A 23,652-nucleotide genomic window follows, 5' to 3' on the forward strand; every position below is an offset into this window, starting at 1 on the left:
GGCTAGCTGAATCATTGGGTGAACGCAATTGCTCTTCCGTCGCTTGACCGGACTCCGACTGCAACTTAATGACATGACTGATGTTCATTTCCACTGACACCCGATCCGACGCCGACCATGCGGCGCTGGCGCGTCCTCTCGACGACCTAGTCGCTGCGGCAGAAGCGTTGACGCTTGCGGGGCATGGCCCGGTTGTGACCTATTCGCGCAAGGTCTTCATTCCTCTGACCAAACTATGCCGGGACGTCTGCCACTATTGCACCTTCGCCCGCCGCCCATCGGAGTTGGACGCCCCCTATCTGACACTCGACGAGGTCGAGGCGCTGGCGCGTGAAGGCGAGGCGGCGGGCTGCCGCGAAGCGCTCTTCACGCTTGGTGATCGGCCCGAAGCACGGTTTCACATCGCCCAAGCCTGGCTGGACGATAACCAATATGCCAGCACGCTGGACTATCTTGCTGCGGCGGCGCGCCGCGTGATCGAGACGACCAGCCTGTTGCCGCATTTCAACCCTGGCCTGCTGACCGCAACCGATTTTGCCACGCTCCGCCCGCTCGCCCCCTCGATGGGCCTCATGCTCGAATCGATTTCGGAACGGCTGTGCGAACCCGGACAGCCGCATCACGGCTCGCCCGACAAACATCCCGCCGCGCGGCTTGAAACGCTGCGCCTTGCCGGTGAGGCCAAGGTCCCGTTCACGACCGGCCTGCTAATCGGGATCGGCGAAACCCGCCAGGAGCGGATCGACACGCTGCTCGCGATCCGCGACCTCCACGCGCGGTACGGCCATATCCAGGAAGTCATCATCCAGAACTTCCGGGCCAAGTCCGACACGCGCATGCATGATGCGCCTGAACCTTCGCTTGACGAACATCTGTGGACTATCGCGGCTGCACGGCTGTTGCTTGGCCCCGACATGTCGATCCAGGCGCCGCCCAATCTGCAGCCCGGCGCGCTTGCCGAGCTGATCCGCGCGGGTGTCAACGATTGGGGCGGCGTGTCACCGGTCACGCCCGATCACGTCAATCCCGAACGCCCGTGGCCGAACCTCGTCGCACTTGAAACCGAGACGCTGGCGGCGGGGCGCGTACTACGACAACGCCTGACGGTCGGCCCCGCCTATGCGCGCGACCTCGAAATATGGGTCGATCCCAAACTCCAGACCGCCGTTCGCCGCGCCGTCGATGGGCGCGGTTTGGTGCGCGAAGATGACTGGCATCCCGGCACCGGCAAGCCGCCGCCTGCAGCGACACCACGGGTTATCACCGGGACCGACCCGTACATTGATGCCGCACTCGACCGTGCCGATCGGGGGGGCACGCTCGACGCCGCAATGATCGCACACCTGTTCACCGCCGAGGGGCGCGACCGCACCCGCATCGTCGCCCTGGCTGACCAGCTCCGCCGCGAGCGCGTCGGCGACCGCGTGACCTTTGTCGTCAACCGCAACATCAACTATACCAACATCTGCCTCTATCACTGCGGTTTTTGCGCCTTTTCGAAGGGCAGCACGCGTTCGGAGCGGGGTCCTGCCTATCGCATCGACCTCGACGAGATCGCGCGGCGCACGATCGAGGCGCATGAACGCGGCGCGACCGAAGTGTGCCTCCAGGGTGGCATCCACCCGGCGTTCGACGGCCACACCTATCTCAACATCGTCCGTGCGGTGAAGCAGGCCGTGCCGACGATGCACATTCACGCCTTCTCACCGCTCGAAATCCATCACGGTGCAACGACGCTGGGGCTGGCGCTGAGCGACTACCTCGCGATGCTGAAGGATGCAGGCCTCGGGACCCTCCCCGGCACCGCCGCCGAAATCCTGACCGACCGTGTCCGTGCGATCATCTGTCCCGACAAGCTGACGACGGCGCAGTGGCTCGACGTCATGCGCGCGGCGCACGGCGTCGGTCTGCGCTCGACCGCGACGATCATGTTCGGCCATGTCGACACCTACGCCGACTGGGCCGAACATCTCGTTGCCGTGCGCGCGTTGCAGGCGGAGACGGGTGGCTTCACCGAATTCGTTCCCCTGCCCTTCGTCCATATGGAGGCCCCAATGTGGCGTAAGGGGCTGGCGCGGTCGGGGCCGACCTGGCGCGAGACGCAATTGATGCACGCCATCGCACGCATCGCACTCGACGGCCAAATTCCCAACATCCAGGCAAGCTGGGTCAAGCTGGGCGATGCCGGGGTTGAGGCGATCCTGCAATCGGGTACCAACGACCTCGGCGGGACGCTGATGGATGAATCGATAACACGCGCGGCAGGCGGGCAGAACGGCCAGCATAATGACGTCGCCGCGCTGCGCGTTCTTGCCACGCGCATCGGTCGTCCGGCAGCGCAGCGAGCGACGATTTACGGCGATCCTGCCGCTCCCACCCGTATTCTGGAAAGTCAGACATGAGCCTCCCCAACATCGCGATAATCGGCGGAACCGGTAATCTGGGGAGCGCCATCGGCTGGCGCCTGGCCCGGGCGGGCTATTCGGTGACACTCGGCTCGCGGTCGGAAGAGGGGGCGCAGGCCAAAGCGGCTACGCTCGGCCATGGCATTGCGGGGGCGCGCAACACCGAGGCGGCGGCTGCGGGCGACATCGTGATCGTGACCGTGCCCTTCGCGGCGCAGGCAGCGACCTATGCCGAGATCAAGCCGCACGTCGCCGGCAAGATCGTCGTCGATACAACCGTGCCGCTGGTGCCGCCCAAAGTGATGCGCGTCCAGCTTCCCTCCGAAGGCTCCGCCGCCGCGCTCGCCGCCGCAGCGCTCGGGGACGGCGTGCGGATGACCTCGGCCTTCCACAATGTCGCCGCGCACAAACTGGCGCAGGACATTGCCATCAACTGTGATATTCTCGTCTTCGGCGACGAGAAGGACGCGCGTACCGAAGTCGTGGCCCTTGCCGATGCCATCGGCCTGCGCGGCGTCCATGCGGGCTCGCTCGTCAATTCCGCAGCGGCGGAGGCGATGACCTCGCTGCTGATTTTCATCAACAAGACCTATCAAGTCGATGGCGCCGGTATTGCGATTACGGGTACGCTAATTCCGCTCAGCTAGGGAATCCGGATGCTTGCATTATTGCCCGTCGATGGGCTGCCAGAAATTCGGCCGGGCGACGATCTGCCCGCGCTCTTGGCAGACAAGCTACGACCGGGTCGGGACCCCGCGCTCAAGGACGGCGATGTGCTCGTCGTCACGCAAAAGATCGTGTCCAAGGCCGAAAACCGCTTCGTCGCACTCGCCGACGTAAGACCGTCGGCGCGCGCCACAACGCTCGCGCAGGAGACAAACAAGGAAGCCGCGCTGGTCGAACTCGTGTTGCGCGAATCGACCGACGTGGTTCGCGCCGCGCCGCATGTACTCATCACGCGGCACCGGCTCGGCCATATCATGGCCAATGCCGGGATCGATGCATCGAACATCGGTCAGGCCGATGCGGGCAAGGTGTTGCTGCTGCCGAAGGATCCCGACTCCAGTGCCGCAGCGATTCGGGCGCACCTTGCCGAACATCTGGGGATCAATGTCGCAGTCATCATCAGCGACAGCTTTGGGCGACCCTGGCGTATGGGCACGATCAACGTTGCCATCGGCGTCGCGGGAATGGCCGCGCTGGTGGACGAGCGGGGCAAGGTCGACCGTGACGGGCGCGAATTGCAAATGACGCAGATTGCCGTTGCCGATGCTATCGCGGCGGCAGCCGGGCTCGTAATGGGCGAAGGCAATGAGGGGATACCGGTTACAGTCGTACGCGGCTGGGCCGATCATGGCCCAGCCCAAACCAGCGTGTCGCTGCTGCGCGCCCAGACCGAGGATCTGTTCCGGTGACCGGCGTCGTCGTTCTGACCGGAGGCGTTGGCGGCGCAAAGCTGGTCGATGGTCTGTATCGGACACTTCCTGCCGGAACCTTGTCCGCCATCGTCAATACCGGCGACGATTTCGTTCACCTCGGATTGAGCATTTCGCCCGACATCGATTCACTGCTTTACCTCTTATCAAATCAGGCCAACCGCGCCTTAGGATGGGGGCGCGAGGGTGAAAGCTGGAACTTCATGGCTGCGCTGCGCGGGCTTGGCGGTCCGGACTGGTTCAACCTTGGCGACGGCGATCTGGCACTGCATGTAGTGCGAAGCGAGGCGCTGCGCTCGGGCAAGACGCTGACGGCAATCACTGCGCAATTTACGGCTGCATGGTCGCTCGATCTCGCGGTCCTGCCGATGAGCGACGGCAGCGTCGCGACGTGGCTCGACACCGATGCGGGGGCGCTGCCGTTCCAAGATTATTTTGTCGCTCGCCAGTGCAAGCCTGCCGTCCACGCCATCCGCTATGTCGGTGCCGAGCAGGCCGAACCGTCCGCGGCTGTGGTCGACGCACTCGCAACTGCGCGCGCCATCGTCCTTGCGCCATCGAATCCGTGGCTGAGCGTCGACCCGATCCTCGCGGTCCCCGCTATCCGTCAGGCTTTGCGCGACCGCCGCGTCCCGGTGATTGCGATATCACCGCTGGTGCAAGGCAAGGCGGTGAAGGGGCCGACCGCCAAGCTGATGGCCGAACTCGGCATCGATCCGACCAACGCCGCAATCGCGGCGCATTATGACGGATTGATCGACGGCATGGTCATCCACGACGGCGACGACGTGCCGACCGGCCTCGCCACCGCGGCAACCGACACGTTGATGCACGATGAGGGCGACCGGTGCCGCGTGGCAGAGGTCGCAATGGCTCTTATCGCGCGGCTGGGCGGCTGATGGGCTGGACGGCGGTCGTTCCCCTGAAACAGACCGACGCCGTAAAGTCGCGGCTCAGTGATGTTTTGCCGGTCGGTGCGCGGGCCGATCTGGTCGAAGCGATGGCCCGCCATGTGCTTGGCGTGCTGCGCGGCGTGGCGGGGGTCGACCGCATCGCTCTGCTGACCGTACGCAAACCGCTTTGGTGGGACGGCGACTGGGCCGATGATGGCAATGCGACCCTAAATGAGGCGTTGACCGCCTGGCGAATGGCGCACGGCGGTGGGCCAGTCCTCGTCATCCACGGCGACCTACCCTATCTGGCGCGCGACGATGTGGCGGCACTGCTCGATGCGGCGGCGGCAACGGGCGCGGCGATGGCAACCGACGCCCATGGCAGCGGCACCAACGCCATCGCACTTGCCGACGCGCGCCCATTTGCCTTTAGATTCGGTCCTGACAGCCGGTTCGCCCATTCCGCAGCCGGTCCACTCACTTGCATCGACCGCCCGGGCTTGGCGCGCGATATCGATACCCCCGCCGACCTCGCTGCGTTGATCGAAACTCAAGCCTATTCGATATAGCCGATGACAGTGCCAACTTCGTAGGTCTCGCCCGCTTCGGCTTCGATCCGGAGGATGCCGGTTGCGGGCGCTTCAACCTCGTTGGTCGATTTGTCAGCCTCGAGCGCATAAAGCGGCTGCCCTTCGGTCACATGGTCGCCGTCAGCGGCCATCCACTCGGCAATCTGCCCCTCGGTCATCGAAAAACCAATTTTAGCGAGGATGATTTCGGTTGCCATCGACGTCGTCTCCCTTGACCGTGTCTTTCGGTTGTCACGCCCAATAAATAGGTGACACAGAATGGCAATAGGCATGTGCATTAACATATGCGACCCGTCGGCTGGCGAGGGTCCCGATCAGCCTCGGGCGCCGGTCGGCGGATCTCGGGCCGCACCTTGTACCTCAACATGACCAGCCCGCGAGCACAATGATGCGGCGATGCACCGGACACCATGCCAACGAGGCAAGTCGGAAGATCGACGAAGATGCCAATGACCTCTGAGCGCTGTAGCTTGCGCCGTGCCAAAAACGCCACTTCGGAGCCGATCGCATGTCCCTGAAAAACCTTCTTCGCCAGATCCAGACCGACCGTAATGACCTCCTGCTTCATTTGCCGAATCCTCGACGGGGAGCCTATAACGACCGCATCATTGCGCCACTACGCTGGTGCAGGGGCCGTCTACACCATCCCGCCAATGGACGGACTCAGCTGCGCACTGTGCCATCATGCCAGGTCGGGCGGGGATGCGCTTTCGCAAAGTCGGCTGGCGGTAGCCGCGGCGCAACTCGATCACTACGTGCGCGGGGAGTATTGAAATGAACGACACCATCGAACCGTTTATCATCGACATCGCGCAGGACGCGCTCGACGATCTGCAGGAGCGGTTGCGGCGCACGCGCTGGCCACAGGAAATCGGCGACAACGGCCAGTGGCAGGCCGGCACCAACCTCGGCTTCATGCGCGAACTGACCGATTACTGGATCAACCACTATGACTGGCGCGCGCAAGAAACGGCGATGAACGCCTTTCCGCAGTTTCGCACGACCATCGATGACGTGCCGGTCCACTTTATCCATGTGAAAGGGAAAGCCATAGACCAGGGGCCGCGCCCGATGCCGCTGATCATCAACCATGGCTGGCCGTGGACATTCTGGGATATGCGCAAGATTATCGGCCCGCTGACCGATCCAGCCGCACATGGCGGCGATCCGGCAGATGCGTTCGAGGTGATCGCGCCGTCGCTTCCCGGTTTTGGCTTTTCCAGTCCGCTCGAACGACCGGGCATATATTTTACGCCTACCGCCGACCTGTGGGCCAAGCTGATGACGCGCCTCGGCCATGAACGCTTTGCGACGCAGGGCGGCGACATCGGGGCGTTCGTATCGGCGATGCTCGGCCACAAATATGCCGACCGGGTGATTGGCGCGCATCTCCATTTGCTGGCCGCATTGAAAGCCCCCTACCCCGCGCCCGAAGACTATGCCCCTGAAGAAGCCGGATGGCGCGCAAAACACGCGGCATTTTTCGCCGAAGGATCGGCCTATATGCAGATCCAGCGAACACGGCCGCAGACCATCTCGTTTGCCATGAACGACTCCCCCGTCGGCCTCGCCGCCTGGCTGATCGACAAGCGCCGCGCCTGGAGCGATTGCGGGGGCGATGTCGAATCGGTGTTCAGCAAGGACGACCTGATCACCACCGTCATGATCTATTGGCTCACCGAAACCTATGAGAGTTCGGCACGCCATTATTACGAAGGGCGACCGGAGAACTTCGTTCCCGCCTTCGTCCACGACCGCGTTCCCGTCGTCGAAGCACCGACCGGCATCCTGCAGTTCGAGGGCGACATCTGGCTTCAGCCCCGCAAATGGGCCGAGCGCTACTATAATCTCAAGCGCTGGAACGTCGTCGAAAAGGGCGGTCACTTCGCGCCGATGGAAGCGCCCGACATTCTGGTGGACGATCTCAGGGCGTTCTTCCGCCCGTTGCGCGGATGAGCCTCAGGGGTCCAGCCGGACGATTGTTACTGACTTGGGCGGAAGTTTCAGCACGAGCGTGCCGCCCGACGCCTTGAAGCTGACCGGCTTTGGCCTGACCGCTGACGGCGCATCGAAACTGTTGATCGAATCGACCCGTTCGGCGCTCAGCACTTCGCCGACGGCCGACGTTGCCGAGACGCCTTGCACGCCACCGGCAAAATCGACCGCATTATTGGGATCGAGATTGATCAGCGACAGCCAAACTTTGCCGTCCTTGGCCCTCGCCGCGATCGCGTCGACCTGCGGCAAAGCAATGGTGCCGACCCTATATTCACCTCCAGTGTAGGTGATCGGCAGCAGGGTCGCATCCTGGAACGGAACATACATTTTGTAGATGTGATAGGTTGGTGTCAGCACCATCTTGCTGCCGTCGGTCTGGATCATGGCCTGCAGCACATTCACCATCTGGGCGATGTTGGTCATGCGCACCCGGTCAGCATGGCGCGCGAAAATATTGAGGTTCATCGCCGCTGCAATGCCGTCACGCAGCGATTGCTGCTGCTGCAGATACATCGGTTCGGTGCCTGCGTTTGGCTTCAGCCACACACCCCATTCGTCGACGACTAGCGCCACGTGCTTCTTGGGATCGTATTTGTCCATCGTTGCCGAATGCAGCGCGATGGTCCGTTCCATGGCCATCGTCTGTTTGAGGACGACCGCGTAATTCTGTTCCCCGAACCCGGTCGCCGGTTCGTTGAAGGGCATCGTGCCCCAAGTATATTGGTGCAGCGAAATGCCATCGATATCCCAGTAAATTGGGCTCTTTGCTTTCCATGCCTTCATGATGACTTCGGTGTAGGCCGGATCCGCGCTGTTCGGCCCGGCAGCGATACGCAACATGCCATTGGGGTTACGGGGCAGCCCGTCCATCGGCTTGCCCGACATCAGGTCCTTTGCAATAACCGCAAAGTCGATCGGCGGCGGTGCCTGGTCGGGATTCTGGTTGTGGACGAAATGCGCGAAGATTTTCATCTTCGTGACATATTCCTCAGGCGTATATGGCCCGCCGCAGCCCCACATCTCGTTGCCCAGGCCCAGATATTTGACCTTGTAGGGCGCGGCGTGCCCATTGGCGGCACGCTGTTTGGCGGCAGTGGCGGGAGCTATGGACGTCATGTAACCGAGCCAGTCCGACGCTTCCTCGACGGTGCCCGATCCGACGTTTACCGAGAGATAGGCTTCCGAGCCGATTTGCGCGGCGAAATCCATGAACTCGTCGGTGCCGAACGTGTTCGGTTCGACCGCACCTGCCCAATTGGTGTTGACCGTCGTGACGCGCTTGGTCGCGGGGCCGACGCCGCTGCGCCAATGATATTCATCGGCAAAACACCCGCCCGGCCAGCGGAGCACGGGCACCTTGATCGCGCGGAGCGCGTTTACGACGTCACTGCGGATACCCCGGACGTTGGGAATTTTCGATTCCTTACCAACCCAGACGCCGTCATAAATGCCACGCCCGAGATGTTCGGCAAACTGGCCAAAGATGTCGCGGTTGATGATCGCGCCGGGCTGATCGGCGTGCACCGTCAGCGCGGCCGGCGCGGCCGGCGCTGCTGGCGCTGCTGGTAGCACCGGTGCTGCCGTCTGGGCGCGCGCCATTGGCGGACTTACCAAAGCGAACGATATCGCGGCCAGCCGCACCGATTTGCCGAACATACCGCCTACATCCCTTATCGTCGCGAACGGTTCAACACCGTTCCAAGCGCTCATAATGCAATGAACGTCACTTGAATCATTTGACCGGCTTTTTGTATGAGTATACCCCTTCCCGTTGTCAACGACGAGGCAGGGAACGAGGATGCCGTGCAGCTGATCCAGGTGATCATCGGAAGGGCGGCATTGGTGGCGATGAGCGGCGCGGCGAACGCCGCAACTGCCAACCACACGTCGGGGGGAAATGTGCGCGATGGCACGCCCGTCGAAGCTGTGATGCTCAAAAACGAAACGGGCGTTGCGGCACGAATTCTGACAAGTGTCGCGCTCGGGCTGGCCTTTGTCGCTCCGGGCGGCGGCATCGCGCGGGAGCGCGAGACCGCTACCGTGTCATCAAACACGGTGCCGATATCAGAGAAAGACGCGCTCGTGCGGGCCAACACATTGTTGGCGCGGATGACCATCGAAGAGAAGGTCGGCCAGATCAGCCAACGCTTCGATATTGCTTCGCTGTTTCCGTCGGGCGCGCCGTTGCCGCCGGGGATGCCGCCGCTGATGCCGCTCGACGCGACCGTTGCCAAGGCGGAGCTAGGCGCGCTGCTGTTTGTCCATGATCCCGAGATTGCCAACAAATACCAGCGCATTGCCGTCGAGCAGACGAGGCTGAAAATCCCGCTGCTGCTGGGCTATGACGTCATCTGGGGAATGCGGACGATGTTTCCGGTGCCGCTTGCGGGTGCAGCTAGCTTCGATCCGGAAGGGGTCGCGCAAGCGCGTGCGGTCGCCGCGAAGGAAGCGCGCGCACTCGGGATTCACTGGACCTTTGCCCCCATGATCGACATCGCGCGCGATCCGCGCTGGGGGCGGATCGTCGAGGGCGCGGGCGAAGACCCCTATCTGGGTGCTGCGATGGCGCGCGCGCAGGTGCGCGGTTTCCAGGGCGACCATATCGGCGCGCCCGGCCATATCATTGCCGGCCCCAAGCATTTTGTCGGTTACGGGGCAGCGGTCGGCGGGCGCGATTACGATCCGGTATTCCTGTCCGACAGCGAATTGTACAACGTCTATCTGCCGCCGTTCAAGGCCGCGATCGATGCGGGCGCGGGCAACATCATGAGCGCCTATATGGATTTGAACGATGTACCCGCGTCGGCGAACAAATGGCTTTTGACCGACGTGCTGCGCGGAGAACTCGGCTTCAAGGGCTGGGTGGTTACCGACGCCAGCGCGGTCCACAACCTCGTCAAACAGGGATTCGCGACCGATAAGACCGACGCATCGGCGCGCGCAATCCTTGCCGGGGTCGACATGGAAATGTCGACTGCACCCAATGCCTTTGCGACACTCGCGAGCTCGGTCCGCGCGGGCAAGGTGCCGATGAAACGTCTCGACGAGGCCGTCCGGCGCGTGCTCCTCGCCAAATATCGGATGGGCCTGTTCGAGAACCCCTATGTCGATGTTGCAGCAGCACAGTCGGTACTCAACGACCCGGCGCACGCAGCAGCGGCGCAAGCGGCGGCGGAACGTTCGCTCGTGCTGCTCAAGAATGACGGGGCGGCGCTGCCACTCGTTGCTGGCGCTCATCAGCGCGTCGCGGTGATTGGCCCGATGGCGGACTCACCGCGCGACACGACGCTGTCGCTCGCCTTTCCGCAGGACGCCGCCCAGGCCGTAACGGTGTTCAAGGGCGTCAGCGCGCGCCTGAATGGTATCGCCACGGTTGCGACGGCCCCGGGTGTTCAACTCGCGCGAGTTAACCCCTCGCCGCTCGTCATGCTGCTAGGCCAGACGCCGCTCTGGACGGCGGCGCAAACAGCAGACGAATTGCAAAAGGCCGTGGCGCTAGCCGCGCGGTCCGACGTCGTCATCCTGACGCTGGGCGAGAAAATCGACATGAGTTCGGAGCAGGCCTCGCGCTCCGATCTCACGCTTCCCGGCGACCAGCGCAAGCTGCTCGACGCGGTGCTGGCCACAGGTAAGCCAGTTGTGGTCGTGCTGATGAACGGACGCCCACTGGATCTGACCGGTGTTTATGACAAGGTTCCTGCCATCCTCGAGGCTTGGTATCCCGGTTCGCGTGGCGGCACGGCCGTCGCCCGGGCGCTGTTCGGCGACGTCAATCCCGGCGGCAAGACACCCGTCACATGGCCACGCAGCGTCGGGCAGGTGCCGACCTATTATGCCCATAATCTCAGTCACAACCCGGAAGGTCAGGGCACGCGCTATTTCGATGCGTCCTCCACGCCGCGCTTCCCGTTCGGTTTCGGCCTCAGCTACACCCGCTTCACGATTGCCCCGCGAACGCTCGACAAGGCAGAGCTCTCGCCCGGTGGCAAGGTCATGGTCTCGACGACGCTCACCAATATTGGCGCGCGCGTGGGGGATGAAGTGGTGCAGCTCTACATCCATCAACGCGCGGGCCGGGCATCGCGGCCGGTGCGGCTGTTGCAAGGGTTTCAGCGTGTCTCGCTCAACCCCGGCGAGAGTCGCCACGTCAGCTTCACGCTCGACGAATCGAACGTCCGTTACTGGAATTCGGCCGAGCGCGGCTGGGTGATCGACCCGGGCGTGTTCGACCTGTGGGTCGGCAACAGTTCGCAGGCGGACGGTCACATCACATTCACGGTCGGCGGCAGCGCCCGTGCGGCGAAATGACCCGAAAAGCGATATGAACAAGGCATTTTCCCTGATCGCCGCCCTGCTGACGAGCACGGTCGCCCCTGCGCTCGCTCAGCAAGCGCGCACGCCCGAACGGCGGGCCGAGGCGATTGTCGCCAAGATGACGCTGGCGGAAAAAGCAAGCCAGCTGATCAATTCCTCGCCCGCGATTCCACGTCTTAACCTGCCCGATTATCAGTGGTGGAGCGAGGCGTTGCATGGCTTTGCGTTCCAGCCGCACGCGACCAACTTTCCCGAGCCGATCGGCCTTGCCGCGTCGTTTAACGCGCCGCTCATCAAACAGGTCGCGGCGGCAATCGCGGTCGAAGGGATCGAGGCGGGCAATGCAAAAGTCGCTGCGGGCACGCCGCTGGATGTCGGCGCAGGCCGCACCTACTGGTCGCCCAACATCAACATCTTTCGCGATCCGCGCTGGGGGCGGGGCCAGGAAACCTATGGCGAAGACCCCTTTCTCACGGCGCGGATGGGCGTTGCCTATATCACAGGACTTCAGGGCCCCAATCCGGACGCCCCGACCATCATTGCCACACCCAAGCATTTTGCCGTCCACAGCGGGCCGGAATCGACGCGCCACAGCGCCAATGTCACCGTCTCGCTGCACGATCTGCGCGACACCTATCTGCCCGCATTCCGCGCTGCGGTGATCGAGGGCCGCGCAGGCTCTGTGATGTGCGCCTATAGCGCGATCAACGGGCAGCCCGCCTGCGCCAACACCTTCCTGATGCAGGATACGCTGCGGAATGCGTGGGGCTTCAAAGGCGTTGTCGTTTCGGACTGCGGTGCGGTGCGCGACATTTCCTCGGCGCACAAATATGCGCCCGATGGCGTTGCCGGGGCAGCCCTGGCGATCCGCGCAGGGATGGATATTGAATGCGCGACCGAAAGCCTGTTCGACCGAGATTCCTTCGGTCAGTCGCTCAAGTATGTGAACGCGGTAAAGAGCGGCAAGCTGAGCGTCGTGGAGCTCGATCGGGCGGTGGTCCGCGGTCTCGCGGGCCGGATAAAGCTGGGATTGCTCGATACGGTCCATACCCCTGCACCCACGCCATCGATGATCAATTCGCCCGAGCACCGCGCGCTCGCGCTGGCCGTCGCCGAACAGGCGATGGTGCTGCTTAAGAATGACGGTGTCCTGCCGCTGGGCGAACGCACGCTCAAGGTCGCGGTGGTCGGCCCGCTGGCGGATTCGCGCCGGGTGATGCGCGGCAACTACACGATCCGGGAGACGTCAGACCTGCCCTCGATTCTCGACGGTCTGAAGGCGGCGATGCCCCGCGTCCAGTTCACTTATACACCGGCGGGCGCGTCGCTGAGCGACGGCGATGTCGTCCCGACATCAGCCTTACAGACCGAGGACGGCAAGCCCGGCGTCACGGTGCACTATTATCCGTTCACGGCCGACGGCAAGCCCGCACCGGTGTCGCTGATGGAAAAATTCATGCGCGCGATGACGGCGAAGCCCGCCGATACGCCGTCGACCACGCGGATCGAACCGCTCATTAACTATGAGGTTTTCACCCAGCCGCTGTTGCCCGATGGTGGCAGGGTCGTGGCGAGCGGCTACCTCGTTCCGAAGATTTCCGGCACTTATCGCGTTGGGCTACGGACGATCACCGGATCGTTCAAATTTGCCGACAAGCCCGAGATCGTGATCCAGAACGGGTTCAATCCATCGGTCATGCCCGTGTTTCAGACCGTCGAGTTAGAAGCCGGTAAGCGCTACCCGTTCTCTGCCGGAATGCAGGTGCCCGCGCTCCATTTCGGCGAGCTGGACTGGCAGCGCGTTTCCAACCAGCCTGACGTCGACCTAGCTGCCGCAGCCCGGGGGGCCGATGCGATCATCGCGGTAGTCGGCATCAATTCGACACTCGAAAGCGAGGAATCCTCGATCAAGCTGCCGGGGTTCGACGGCGGCGACCGCACGTCGCTCGATCTACCGGCTGACCAACTGCAACTGCTGATGGCGGCAAAGGCGACCGGCAAGCCGCTGATCGTGATCAACATGAGCGGCAGCGCGATCAACCTCGACTGGGCGAAGGCCAATGCCAACGCCATCATTCAGGCCTGGTATCCGGGCGAAGCGGGCGGCGCGGCGGTTGGCCGGGTCGTCGCCGGACTCGCCAACCCGGCGGGGCGCCTGCCCGTGACGTTCTACCAGGACGTGGCGCAACTCCCTCCAATCGAAAACTATGCGATGAAGGGGCGGACCTATCGCTATTTCGAGGGCAAGCCGGTGTACCGGTTCGGCGATGGCCTCAGCTACACCCGCTTTTCCTACGGACCGCTCAGCATCAAGCCGCTCGGCAACAGCATGTCGGACGGGATCGTCGTCGAGACCGAGGTGACAAATACGGGCAGACGCGCAGGCGACGAAGTGACGCAGGTCTATCTTACTTTCCCCGCCGCACCGGGTGTGCCGAAGATTGCCTTGCGCGGTTTCCAGCGGCTCAGTCTGGCTCCGGGCGAGAAACGCCGCGCGAAATTCGACCTTTCGCCGCGTGAGCTCAGCACCGTGTCGCCCGAAGGGCAAATCCAAGTGTTGGCGGGACGTTATACAGTCCATGTGGGCGGCGGCCAGCCGGGCAGCGACCGTACCGGACAATCCAGGGCGTTCGCGGTCAAGGCATCGTCGGTGTTGCCAGATTAACAAAAGGATCAAACATGGACGAGGTGCTTGAGCGAAAATTGCGCGACCTGATCGACCGTCAGGAAATCTGGGCGGTCGTGCTCCGTTATGCGCGCGGGATCGACCGCCTCGATCGCGACATGGTCCGGTCGTGCTATTGGGACGATGCCATCGACGATCATCACGCCTATGTCGGCGGTCCTGATTACTTTATCGACACGACGTTCGCGGGCTGCCGCGCAACCAGCATCGTGCAGCATCACGGCGTCTCCAACCATAATTGCGAGATCGACGGCGATAACGCTTATGGCGAGACCTATTACACCTTTCTCGGTGCCAATATCGAGCCGCCGCACCTGCTGTCGATGGGCCGCTACATCGATCATTTCCAACGTCGCGACGGCGTCTGGAAATTTGCCAACCGCGTGACCGTAATCGAAAAGAACTTCGCGTTGACCGAGCTTCCGGAAGACGCGAGCATTCGTGCGGGGACGACCGAACCGGGCCCCCTCCTCCCGGCGGCACGAGACCGGACCGACCTTAGCTATTATCGCCCGGTCGTTCCGCGCCGACCTGCCAAACCTTAGACACCCGTCGATCGTCGCGGGATGAATGCAATTACGGTTCTGCAATTGATTACAAGGTTCGCTGCCGGTATCTAATCTGGCAACAGCGGGCGCAATAGAGGCATTCGGATATGGCATTGGTGACGGGGCGTGCAGTGAAGGCAACAAGCGGATCGCGCCGCATGGGCACAGGATCGAAGCTCAAGCGCAAGGCCGGAAATCAGGCCGGTCGTCCCACGGCGGTCGAACTCGAAAAGCGCAAGGTACGCGTCATCACGGTCGCGACCGAGTTGTTCGTCGGACACGGGTTTGCCGCGACGTCGCTGGTCGATATTGCGCGCGAGGCCGGGGTAGCAACGCGGACTCTGTACGAACATTTCGGCGACAAGGAAGCGATCTTCCGCGAAGTCATCTTCGCGCGCGACGCCGAAGCGATGGTGGACCCGCCGACGCTCCAGCCCGACGACACGCTATTTTCGGCGCTGCGGCGTGCTGGACATTACTCATACGAGGTAACCTATCGCGATCGCTCGATCGGGCTGATGCGTCTGATGATTGCGGAGAGCAAACGCTTCCCCGACTTCATGAAATCGGTCGGCACATCGATCTTCGCCCGTTTTCGGCGCGACTTCGAAAAGTTGTTTCAGTCTATGGAGGCAGCCGAGCTCATTCCTGCCGGGGACCATGCCCGTTCAGCCGTTCTCTTCGCCGATCTGATGCTGGGCAGTCATCCGATCATGATCTACACCAACTGGAATGCCGAACCCCCGACCGACGCCGACGTCGATGAGCGGGTGAATTTGTTCATCCTTGGCCGCTTCGGCGCGGCCGTTGCCAAGCGCGCCGAGACGCGCAAAGCCAAAATAAAAGCTACTTAGCACTCAGGTAAGGGTAGCTATAAAGCCGGACTCGGCTTCGGCCATGGCGCACTGAAACGCCGAACGCGCACCTATGGTCTGGCGATACACGCGGATTTTGGGATAGCCTGACAGATCGCGCGACGCAAAGAGGCGAATCGTCGCAGCGAAAGCAGGGTAATGATGTCGGCAGCGCCGAACGCGTTCCCGGCAAGATGCGGCGCGTCGCCCTCGGCCTAGTGATCGTCCTCATCATCGGCCTGATGTTCACACAATATTGTCCATGCCTCAAACAGCGCCGCCCGCGCGCGCTTGACAGAGTCGGCCGCATCGCGATCAACTGTTTCGAGCGCGTCGGCGAGCGCGAAGAGATCAGCGTTGGCCGCATGAGTACGCCGACGAAGCGGCGTACGCAGGTCTTTGGCTGTAATCATTGGAAAACTCCTCTGCATGTCAGTCGGCGTGGATTACAGCACGGCCCGTGGTCGGCTTCGGCCTCTTCGGCGCGAAACAGAGCGGCGCTAGGCAAAGCAGCAGCCAGAAAAGGATGTTGAAATTGTTGCGATAAGCGATCTTCCCCGCCTGCCGGCCCACCTCGCCTTCGAGCGTCGCCGTACCGCGCAGCTTGGACGACAGAATGAACATTGCGGTCGCGCCGATGAACAGGTTGTGCGACCCGAGGCGATCCGACCGCCATCCCATCGGCGGTCGCACCAGTACACCCCCACTGATGAAACTCGTGAGCATCTAGCTGATCGATTCCGAAGGCGCGACCAGAGTGGTCCGTTTGGGTGGCAGCGCCAAGTTCGCGATGGAGAGGTCGAGGAACTGGCGAATCGCTACTGCGATTACGGCGACCATCAAAAAGGCCGCCATGTCGGTTCGGCAACGTGGGGACGTCCGCAGTCTTCGTTTCCATAGTGCCGGCGTAGGAATTTTATTTATGAATGTCGAGCATTGCATTGACCTTGCCGCTCCTCGCTAACCGCGACGGCACTAGGGTAAGGCAGTGGCGCACCGTTCCTGATTGTGACATACAGGATGAGCGTGCCCAACGGTCGCTTCAGATCGGGAAACGATAAATGACTCAAGCCCAATTATCCGTCGTCATTCCAAAGTCGCAAAGCATGATCCGCGACCTTGGTTTCAAACGGAACTAAATCGCATTGTCCGAGGTAGATAGCTTCGAACCCGACAATCTGAAGCGCGGAATATCGCTGAAACTAACTGTCATCGCGCGCGTGATGCGGAACCGGTTCGACATGAGCGTGACGCCGCATGGGATCACCCGGTCCCAGTGGACCTTGATCGCGCTGGTCGCCACCCAACCGGGAGCGTCGCAGCGCACGATTGCAGAACGGCTAGAAATGACCGCAGCCGCAGCGGGGCGGCTGATCGAGCGGTTGTGCAGCGACGGCCTGCTCGAACGTCGGCAAGACATGAAGGACAAGCGCGCCTGGCGGGTTTATCTAGCAGCTGCCGCCGAGCCGATGCTGGCGCTGCTCACCGAGCTCGGTCTTGCCATCGAGTCGCGGACATTTGCGGGCCTCTCGCCCGAAGAAATAGCGCACCTTGCTGCGCTGCTCGACAAGGTGCACGCCAATCTGATCGAAACCAAGGGCTGAAACGGGGGCTGATCAACCCCCGAAACGGACAAAGGCCGCCCCGATTGGAGCGGCCTTCTCTCTGAACCCCGTGAGAAGCCCTGTTCACCCGGCGCTGGCCAGGTCCTTCTTCGTCAGGCTGGTCTGGAACTTGCCATCGGCTGCGGTGATCGACGCGGCGGGGATCGACACCAACTTTCCGTTGATAATGAGCTGCGCCGTACCGTCGCTGGTGACGCGATACACGATGCCGATGCGCTTGCCGTCACTGGCATAAAGCGGCTTGCCGGCGACAATGCCGCCGGACTGTGCCGCCAAGGGTGCACTGACGAGGGCAGCGAGCACAGCAAAAAAAGCTATCTTATTCATAATAGTACACTCCTGTGAAGCTCCGGGGCACACAGTTTATGCTGCACTGCGCCATTTGGTAACCTTAGTTAGTAGATTCGCCGTCGCCGAGTCAAGTGCGTTTTCAACATCCAGCGTTGCACCGTATGCACAGCACCTTCACCACACGGTGCCTGCCATGCTCACCGCGGCGGCCGTCGCCGGCGCAGTTGTGGGTGCGGTTCGAGCGATTGCAGCGATCGCGATGCGCTAGCGTCGCGCCGAAACGGCTACTGAGGGTTTAAGGATGGGAGATCCTTTGCGAGTGGACGTCCGACGTTGAGACTGCGCCATTGGGCGAAGCGGTCGGCACCAGGCTGTCGGCACAGGCCACGCTGACCGTAATGGGAAAGTCGAGCAGCAATTGCGCCATGCCCTTGGCGACCGGGTCGAGCGAGGTGGACGCCAGTACGCCGCCATCCATGGAATTGCCGACGACGAAGTTGAGCGCCGACAAGCCCGGCACGCTGTACCGATCGACGGGCAGCGTCCGGCCATCGCAGAGCAAGCGCCCATAATGTTTGCCGACAATTTCCGGCGTCAGTGCGGCGGCAATATAGGGCAGATATTCGGGCCTGCGGGCGATCACTGCGACGTTGAACAAATTGCCCTTGTCGCCGCTCCGCGCCCAGGCGAGACGGATCAAGGGGACGGTATGCCCCGCCTCTGCATCGCCCGGTGTGGCGGGCATGGCTGGCGCGACGGCGTCAGCCTCCTTGCCCTTTGCGTCCGCAACCGAGGTGAACGGCACGCTTTCCCCCTCGACCATTACGGTCTGCGACACCGAAGATTTCGCGATCAAAAACGCGGCGATCCGCTGCACAGGACGCACCGAGGCGACCAGACTGAGGCTGATCCCGACCGACATATGGCTGATACCCGAGCTCTGCTCGCGAACCAGGAATTGCGCACCTGCCTGATCGGGATGATCGGCGATCAGGCGACAGATCGCCGTCGTTGGCCCCTCCCCTCCGCCGCCAATGATGTCGCACCGTGTCTGCGTGAACGGCGGCAACTGGCTTTGGCGCAGCATGGTGTTCGTGCGGGCGAACATTTCATGGCCCAGGCGGCGCGCTTTGGCTGCGGCCTCAAGACCGATGATCGGGACAAGCGCGGTCGCGCGCCAACCTGCGTCATACGTGACGCTTGCCTTGTACGTCGCGGTACGGCCCAGGCCCCGCGCGCCTGTCACTTCGACGCGGTCTGGTCCGACCTGCTTCAGACTGACCCCGGTAAAATCGCAAGTCACATCCGCGACATAATAACGCTGCGGATCGCTGACTTCGTAAAGAAGCTGCTCGGAAACGGTCCCGATCGTCACGAGCCCGCCGGTGCCCTCAACCTTGGTAATGACGAGCCCCCCGTCGGCGCGGCACTCGCCGATCGGCATGCCAATGTCGGCCCAGTCAGGCACGTCGCGCCAGTCGGTGAAGGTGCCGCCCGTCACTTGGGCCGAACACTCGAGCAGATGGCCGGCCAGCGTGCCCGCGGCGAGCAAGTCGAAGTCGTCCGGGCCCCAGCCGAACTCATGGATCAAGGGGCCGAGCGCCATTGCACTGTCGACGGCGCGACCGGTAATGACGATATCGGCGCCAGCGGCGATCGCTGCGGCGATTGGGAAGGCGCCGGTATAGGCGACCAGACTGTTGATCTGATCGGCGCCCTCGACTGTTTCGAGAACCGACGAATTGTCGAACATGTCGCGTGTGTCGAGGCCGATGATCGTTGCGCTTTCGGCGGTCAAATTGTCGCCTTCGACAACACCGATTCGGACATTCAGTCCTGCCGATGCCGCGCCGCGGCGCAACGCCTCGGCGCAGGCCGAAGGGTTGAGGCCCCCGGCGTTGGCGACGATCCGGATGCCTCGGTCGAGCAATGTCTGGAGATGCGGCAGGATGTAACCATCGACAAAATCGGCGGCGAAACCCTGCCCCGTGCCGTTGGCCATGCTGCGCCCGAGCCCGCCCATAACCGATTCGGCGAGAAAATCGAAAATGATGTAATCGAGCTGTTCGTCCTTCGCGAGCAGCTGCGCGATGCCCATGCGGCTGTCGTTGAAGAAGGCGGTTGCCGCGCCGATCCGGACGATGTCACCCACGCCATTTCCTCTCAAATGCTCGCACGTCGCGGGCTCGGCAAATTGACTCCCGAGTTTCGCAATGCATTTCGTTCGTTGCATAATTATAGCCCACCGTGACATAGGAAGACCAGACCGCACGCTTCGGCACTCGACACCCGGATGGGGAAGCATAAATGCCAATCACGATATCCGCACCGCGACCCAGTCCTGTTCGCAACCCCCGGCACCTGTTTATCGGCGGGGCGTGGGTCGAACCGTCGGGGTCGTCGCGCTTCGACATTGTCAACAGCGCTACCGAAGAGCTGATCCTGACGGTTGCCGAAGCGCAGGCACCCGATATCGAGCGCGCCGTTGCCGCTGCGCGCACGGCGTTCGATACAGGTCCGTGGGCCCGCATGTCGCCCGCCGCACGCGGTGTGTGGCTGGACAAGATTGCCGATGCCTGGGAAACCCGCGGCGACGCGCTGGCCGATAGCTGGGCGCTTGAATCGGGCGTGCTGCGCTCGATATCGGCTCATTCGGCCAAGAGCGTTGCCGGCATCTTTCGCGGCTATGCGGCGCTGGGCGAGACCTATGCCTGGGAAGAGAAACTTACTTCGTCGATGGGGTTTCCCGCGCTGCTGGTGCGCGAGCCAGTCGGTGTGGTCGCCGCGATCATCCCGTGGAATGCGCCGCATGCGCTGATGGCCTATAAAGTCGCCGCAGCGCTGATCGCGGGTTGCACGGTCATCATCAAGGCGTCACCCGAAGCGCCCTCGGCGCCCTATTTTATGGCGGAAATCTGCGAGGAGATTGGCCTGCCCGGCGGGGTCGTCAACGTGCTGACCGCCGAACGCGCGGTGTCCGAGCTGCTGGTGCGCGACCCGCGCGTCGATAAAGTCAGCTTTACCGGGTCGACCGCCGCAGGGCGCAAGATCGCGGCGATTTGTGGTGACCGGATCGCGCGCGTCACGCTGGAGCTGGGCGGCAAATCGCCCGCCATCATCCTCGACGACTATGATATCGGAAAGGCAGCCGCCACAATCGCGCGCTCGGCGCCGGTGATGACCGGGCAAGTCTGTGCGTCGCTGACCCGGATCATTGTCAGCGACAAGCGGCACGACGACTTCGTCGAAGCTCTTGCCGCCGCGTTCAGCAGCATCAAGGTGGGTGACCCTTTCGACGCGACCAGCCAGATGGGGCCGCTGGCAATGGCGCGGCAACGCGACCGGGTCGAATCCCTGATCGCTCAGGGCAAATCCGAAGGCGCACGGCTCGCAACCGGCGGCGGACGTCCTGCCCACCTCAATCGGGGGTATTTCATCGAGCCGACCGTGTTCGCCAATGTCGATAACAATTCGACCATCGCGCGCGAAGAGATATTCGGCCCGGTGCTCAGCGTCATCCCTGCCGCAAGCGAGGAGCAGGCGATCGAGATCGCCAATGACACCATCTATGGGCTGAACAGCAGCGTCTTCACCGATGATCCTGAGCGTGCCTATGCGGTCGGTCGCCGGTTGCGCGCGGGAACCGTTGGCCACAACGGCTTCAAGAACGATTTCGGCATCGCGTTCGGCGGGTTCAAGCAGTCAGGCCTGGGCCGCGAGGGCGGTGTCGAGGGACTCCATCCCTATCTCGAGGCCAAGACGATGATCTTCGAAACCGCGCCAAAGGCTGCGCAATAGGATGCCGACCGACAAAAGGCCTTTACGCTTTGTCATCATCGGCGCGGGCATGGCGGGGATGCTGGCGGGAATCCGGCTCAAAGAGCGCGGGGACACCGACTTTACCATCTACGAAAAGGGCGACACCGTCGGGGGCACCTGGCGCGAGAACAGCTATCCGGGGCTCGCCTGCGATACCCCGGCGCACAGCTATACCTTTTCGTTTGCGACCAACCCGGAATGGAGCGCCTTCTACGCCCCGGGCCCCGAAATCCGCGCCTATTTCGAGGATATTGCGGACCGCTACGACCTGAAGTCGCAGATCAGCTTTAATACGGAGATCGCTTCCTGCCGATTCGTCGACGGGCGCTGGCGGATCGTCACCACCGACGGGCGCGACGATGTCGCCGATGTCGTGATTGCTGCGACGGGCGTGCTCCATCACCCGGCAATGCCAGACATTCCGGGGCTGGCCAGTTTCGCGGGCCCCTATTTCCACAGCGCGCGCTGGGATCACTCGGTTGGGTTCGACGGCAAACGGATCGGCGTGATCGGCAATGGTTCGACCGGCGTGCAGATCGTCAGCGCCCTGTCGAAAATTGCGGGCACGCTGGTTCATTTCCAGCGGTCGCCACAATGGATCATGCCGTGCCCGGACCTGAAATACAGCGACGCCGACAAACAGGCCTTTCGTGACGATCCGGCGAAAATCGAGGCGGTCCGCAACGGCCCCGAGGCCAGCGCCCGCCGAGCACGCTTCACCGCCGCGATCATCGACCTCGACTCGCCCGAGCTTGCGGAAATCCAGGAGATCGTTGAACGCAATCTTCAGGACAGCATTCGCGACCCGGATTTGCGCGAAAAACTGCGCCCGGACTACCGCGCCGCCTGCAAGCGGATGGTGTTTTCGGCGCATTATTATAACGCGGTGCAAAGGCCCAATGTCGAGGTTGCGGTCGGCACCATCGAGCGCGTCGAGGCCGCGGGCATCAGGATGAAGGACGGCAGTTTCCACGAACTTGACGTCATCGCCTTGGCGACCGGATTCCGCGTCGACCAATTTGTCCGGCCGATGATCGTCGAGGGTGTCGGCGGCCAGAGCCTCGATGTACTTTGGGCAGAACATCCCCGCGCCTATTATGCCGTGGCGGTTCCGGATTTTCCGAACTTTTTCCTACTCAACGGGCCAACCGGGCCGGTCGGCAATTTTACACTGATCGACATTGCCGAGGCGCAATGGACGTATATCGACCAGCTTATCGATCTGCTGCGTGCGGGCACCTGCGATGCCGTGGCTCCAAGCAGGGCAGCGCTCGAAAACTATGAGGAGCGCCGCACCGAAGCCGCCAAGCGCACCGTGTTCGCCTCGGGCTGCCGCAGCTGGTATCTCGACAAGCAGGGCGTGCCTCAGGTCTGGCCATGGAGCTACGCCTATTTCCAGCACGTGATGGCGACGCCGAACCTCGACGATTACGACTTGATACAGAGGTACTGACAGTGGTGGGAAAACTCGAAGGTCGCCGAATCATCGTCACGGGCGCGGCGAGCGGCATGGGACGGGCGATTGCCGATCTGTTCGCGCAAGAAGGCGCGGCGCTCGCCCTGATCGACGTGAACCACGAAGGCGTTCGACAAGCAGCAGACGCGCTCGGCGCAGTCGGCTTTGCGTGCGACGTATCGGACCGGGCGGCGGTCAGCGCGACGGTTGCCGACACCGGCGCGGTGCTGGGCGGGATCGACGGGGTCGTCAACGCCGCGGGAGTTCTCGACATCAAGCCGTTCGGCGACCTTGACCCCGCAAGCTGGGACCGGATGATCGCGATCAATCTGACCGGGCCGTTCAACGTCGTTCACGCCGCGCTGCCGTTTTTGAACGGAGCCGAGCGCGCTACCATCGTCAACATAGCCTCGACGAGCGCTCTGATGCCGATGGCAGGGACGACGGGCTATTCGGCGAGCAAGGCAGGCCTCGCGATGTTCACCAAATGCCTTGGTTTCGATCTCGGCCCCAAAATCCGCGCAAATTCGATCTGCCCCGGCGTCATCAAGACCGAAATGACCCGTTATCTCTGGGAAAACCCCGAACACAGCGCGCGCGCTGCCGACCGCGTGGCGCTCAAACGGCTCGGCCTGCCCGAAGATGTCGCCCGGGCTGCATTGTTCTTTTCGACCGACGACTCCGGCTTCACCACCGGTACCGAACTCCCGGTCGACGGCGGCTTTTCTTGGCGTTGA

General features: G+C 62.7%; 21 protein-coding genes. 14 read left to right on the forward strand and 7 right to left on the reverse strand.

Annotated features, from left to right (window positions below; genetic code table 11):
* The first annotated feature begins 80 nt into the window (after positions 1 to 80).
* From cofH to cofC, 5 genes are read left to right on the forward strand one after another with little or no spacing between them, the layout of a single operon-like run.
* Complete coding sequence (cofH, locus tag IEV62_RS02380) at positions 81 to 2,402, forward strand: 5-amino-6-(D-ribitylamino)uracil--L-tyrosine 4-hydroxyphenyl transferase CofH (protein ID WP_188445207.1); 2,322 nt, start codon at positions 81 to 83, stop codon at positions 2,400 to 2,402.
* Positions 2,399 to 3,052 (forward strand): NADPH-dependent F420 reductase, encoded by a 654-nt coding sequence (npdG, locus tag IEV62_RS02385; RefSeq protein ID WP_188445209.1) that lies wholly within the window; start codon positions 2,399 to 2,401, stop codon positions 3,050 to 3,052. Before cofH ends, npdG begins: the two co-directional genes overlap by 4 nt.
* Positions 3,053 to 3,061: 9 nt before the next feature.
* The gene (cofE, locus tag IEV62_RS02390; RefSeq protein ID WP_188445211.1) at positions 3,062 to 3,820 is read left to right on the forward strand and encodes a coenzyme F420-0:L-glutamate ligase; all 759 of its coding nucleotides are present in this window, start codon (positions 3,062 to 3,064) and stop codon (positions 3,818 to 3,820) included.
* Entirely contained in the window at positions 3,817 to 4,740 is a 924-nt protein-coding gene (gene cofD / locus IEV62_RS02395) for a 2-phospho-L-lactate transferase (RefSeq protein ID WP_188445213.1), read from the forward strand. The genes cofE and cofD overlap by 4 nt, the downstream gene beginning before the upstream one ends.
* A complete protein-coding gene (cofC, locus tag IEV62_RS02400) occupies positions 4,740 to 5,303 on the forward strand; it encodes a 2-phospho-L-lactate guanylyltransferase (RefSeq protein ID WP_188445215.1) in 564 nt (187 codons plus the stop codon). Before cofD ends, cofC begins: the two co-directional genes overlap by 1 nt.
* Here cofC and IEV62_RS02405 read toward each other — a convergent pair.
* Together IEV62_RS02405 and IEV62_RS02410 are read right to left on the reverse strand one after the other, a co-directional pair.
* Positions 5,291 to 5,521 carry a biotin/lipoyl-containing protein gene (locus IEV62_RS02405; protein ID WP_188445217.1) on the reverse strand — a complete coding sequence of 77 codons (231 nt, stop codon included), beginning with the start codon at positions 5,519 to 5,521 and terminating at the stop codon, positions 5,291 to 5,293. The two genes, cofC and IEV62_RS02405, sit on opposite strands and share 13 nt — an antisense overlap.
* A gap of 80 nt (positions 5,522 to 5,601) precedes the next feature.
* Complete coding sequence (locus IEV62_RS02410; protein WP_188445219.1) at positions 5,602 to 5,892, reverse strand: hypothetical protein; 291 nt, start codon at positions 5,890 to 5,892, stop codon at positions 5,602 to 5,604.
* A 206-nt stretch (positions 5,893 to 6,098) separates the two neighbouring features.
* On the opposite strand from IEV62_RS02410, the gene IEV62_RS02415 reads away from it, so the two are divergent.
* Positions 6,099 to 7,280: an epoxide hydrolase family protein gene (locus IEV62_RS02415; protein WP_188445221.1), complete on the forward strand. Its 1,182-nt coding sequence runs from the start codon at positions 6,099 to 6,101 to the stop codon at positions 7,278 to 7,280.
* 3 nt (positions 7,281 to 7,283) lie between these two features.
* Here IEV62_RS02415 and IEV62_RS02420 read toward each other — a convergent pair whose 3' ends face one another.
* Complete coding sequence (locus tag IEV62_RS02420; protein WP_188445223.1) at positions 7,284 to 8,978, reverse strand: alpha-N-arabinofuranosidase; 1,695 nt, start codon at positions 8,976 to 8,978, stop codon at positions 7,284 to 7,286.
* 96 nt (positions 8,979 to 9,074) lie between these two features.
* Between IEV62_RS02420 and bglX the strand changes: the two genes are divergently transcribed.
* The 4 genes from bglX to IEV62_RS02440 all read left to right on the forward strand — a co-directional run bounded on the left by bglX (position 9,075) and on the right by IEV62_RS02440 (position 15,724).
* On the forward strand, positions 9,075 to 11,630 hold the full coding sequence (gene bglX / locus IEV62_RS02425; RefSeq protein ID WP_229732769.1) for a beta-glucosidase BglX: 2,556 nt from the start codon (positions 9,075 to 9,077) through the stop codon (positions 11,628 to 11,630).
* Between the two features lie 13 nt (positions 11,631 to 11,643).
* The gene (locus IEV62_RS02430) at positions 11,644 to 14,301 is read left to right on the forward strand and encodes a glycoside hydrolase family 3 C-terminal domain-containing protein (protein WP_188445225.1); all 2,658 of its coding nucleotides are present in this window, start codon (positions 11,644 to 11,646) and stop codon (positions 14,299 to 14,301) included.
* 14 nt (positions 14,302 to 14,315) lie between these two features.
* Positions 14,316 to 14,867, forward strand: a complete 552-nt coding sequence (locus IEV62_RS02435; protein WP_188445227.1) for a nuclear transport factor 2 family protein — start codon at positions 14,316 to 14,318, stop codon at positions 14,865 to 14,867.
* 110 nt (positions 14,868 to 14,977) lie between these two features.
* The gene (locus IEV62_RS02440; protein WP_188445229.1) at positions 14,978 to 15,724 is read left to right on the forward strand and encodes a TetR/AcrR family transcriptional regulator; all 747 of its coding nucleotides are present in this window, start codon (positions 14,978 to 14,980) and stop codon (positions 15,722 to 15,724) included.
* 215 nt (positions 15,725 to 15,939) lie between these two features.
* On the opposite strand, the gene IEV62_RS02445 is transcribed toward IEV62_RS02440, so the two are convergent.
* Both IEV62_RS02445 and IEV62_RS02450 read right to left on the reverse strand, forming a co-directional pair.
* Positions 15,940 to 16,137, reverse strand: a complete 198-nt coding sequence (locus IEV62_RS02445; protein WP_188445231.1) for a hypothetical protein — start codon at positions 16,135 to 16,137, stop codon at positions 15,940 to 15,942.
* Between the two features lie 19 nt (positions 16,138 to 16,156).
* A complete protein-coding gene (locus IEV62_RS02450; protein WP_188445233.1) occupies positions 16,157 to 16,450 on the reverse strand; it encodes a hypothetical protein in 294 nt (97 codons plus the stop codon).
* Positions 16,451 to 16,869: 419 nt separating this feature from the next.
* Here IEV62_RS02450 and IEV62_RS02455 point away from each other — a divergent pair, with 419 nt between their 5' ends.
* The gene (locus tag IEV62_RS02455) at positions 16,870 to 17,328 is read left to right on the forward strand and encodes a MarR family winged helix-turn-helix transcriptional regulator (protein ID WP_188445234.1); all 459 of its coding nucleotides are present in this window, start codon (positions 16,870 to 16,872) and stop codon (positions 17,326 to 17,328) included.
* An 84-nt stretch (positions 17,329 to 17,412) separates the two neighbouring features.
* Here IEV62_RS02455 and IEV62_RS02460 read toward each other — a convergent pair whose 3' ends face one another.
* Together IEV62_RS02460 and IEV62_RS02465 are read right to left on the reverse strand one after the other, a co-directional pair.
* On the reverse strand, positions 17,413 to 17,676 hold the full coding sequence (locus tag IEV62_RS02460; protein ID WP_188445236.1) for a hypothetical protein: 264 nt from the start codon (positions 17,674 to 17,676) through the stop codon (positions 17,413 to 17,415).
* Between the two features lie 259 nt (positions 17,677 to 17,935).
* Entirely contained in the window at positions 17,936 to 19,792 is a 1,857-nt protein-coding gene (locus IEV62_RS02465) for an acyclic terpene utilization AtuA family protein (RefSeq protein ID WP_229732770.1), read from the reverse strand.
* A gap of 155 nt (positions 19,793 to 19,947) precedes the next feature.
* On the opposite strand from IEV62_RS02465, the gene IEV62_RS02470 reads away from it, so the two are divergent.
* Genes IEV62_RS02470 through IEV62_RS02480 form a run of 3 tightly spaced genes read left to right on the forward strand, consistent with a single transcriptional unit; the run spans position 19,948 to position 23,652 of the window.
* The gene (locus tag IEV62_RS02470) at positions 19,948 to 21,438 is read left to right on the forward strand and encodes an aldehyde dehydrogenase (protein ID WP_188445240.1); all 1,491 of its coding nucleotides are present in this window, start codon (positions 19,948 to 19,950) and stop codon (positions 21,436 to 21,438) included.
* A gap of 1 nt (position 21,439) precedes the next feature.
* Positions 21,440 to 22,912, forward strand: coding sequence for a flavin-containing monooxygenase (locus IEV62_RS02475; protein ID WP_188445242.1), 1,473 nt, complete (start codon positions 21,440 to 21,442; stop codon positions 22,910 to 22,912).
* Positions 22,913 to 22,917: 5 nt separating this feature from the next.
* Positions 22,918 to 23,652: an SDR family NAD(P)-dependent oxidoreductase gene (locus IEV62_RS02480; protein WP_188445244.1), complete on the forward strand. Its 735-nt coding sequence runs from the start codon at positions 22,918 to 22,920 to the stop codon at positions 23,650 to 23,652.

This window comes from Sphingomonas psychrolutea, assembly GCF_014636175.1.
GTDB classification, from domain to species: domain Bacteria; phylum Pseudomonadota; class Alphaproteobacteria; order Sphingomonadales; family Sphingomonadaceae; genus Sphingomonas; species Sphingomonas psychrolutea.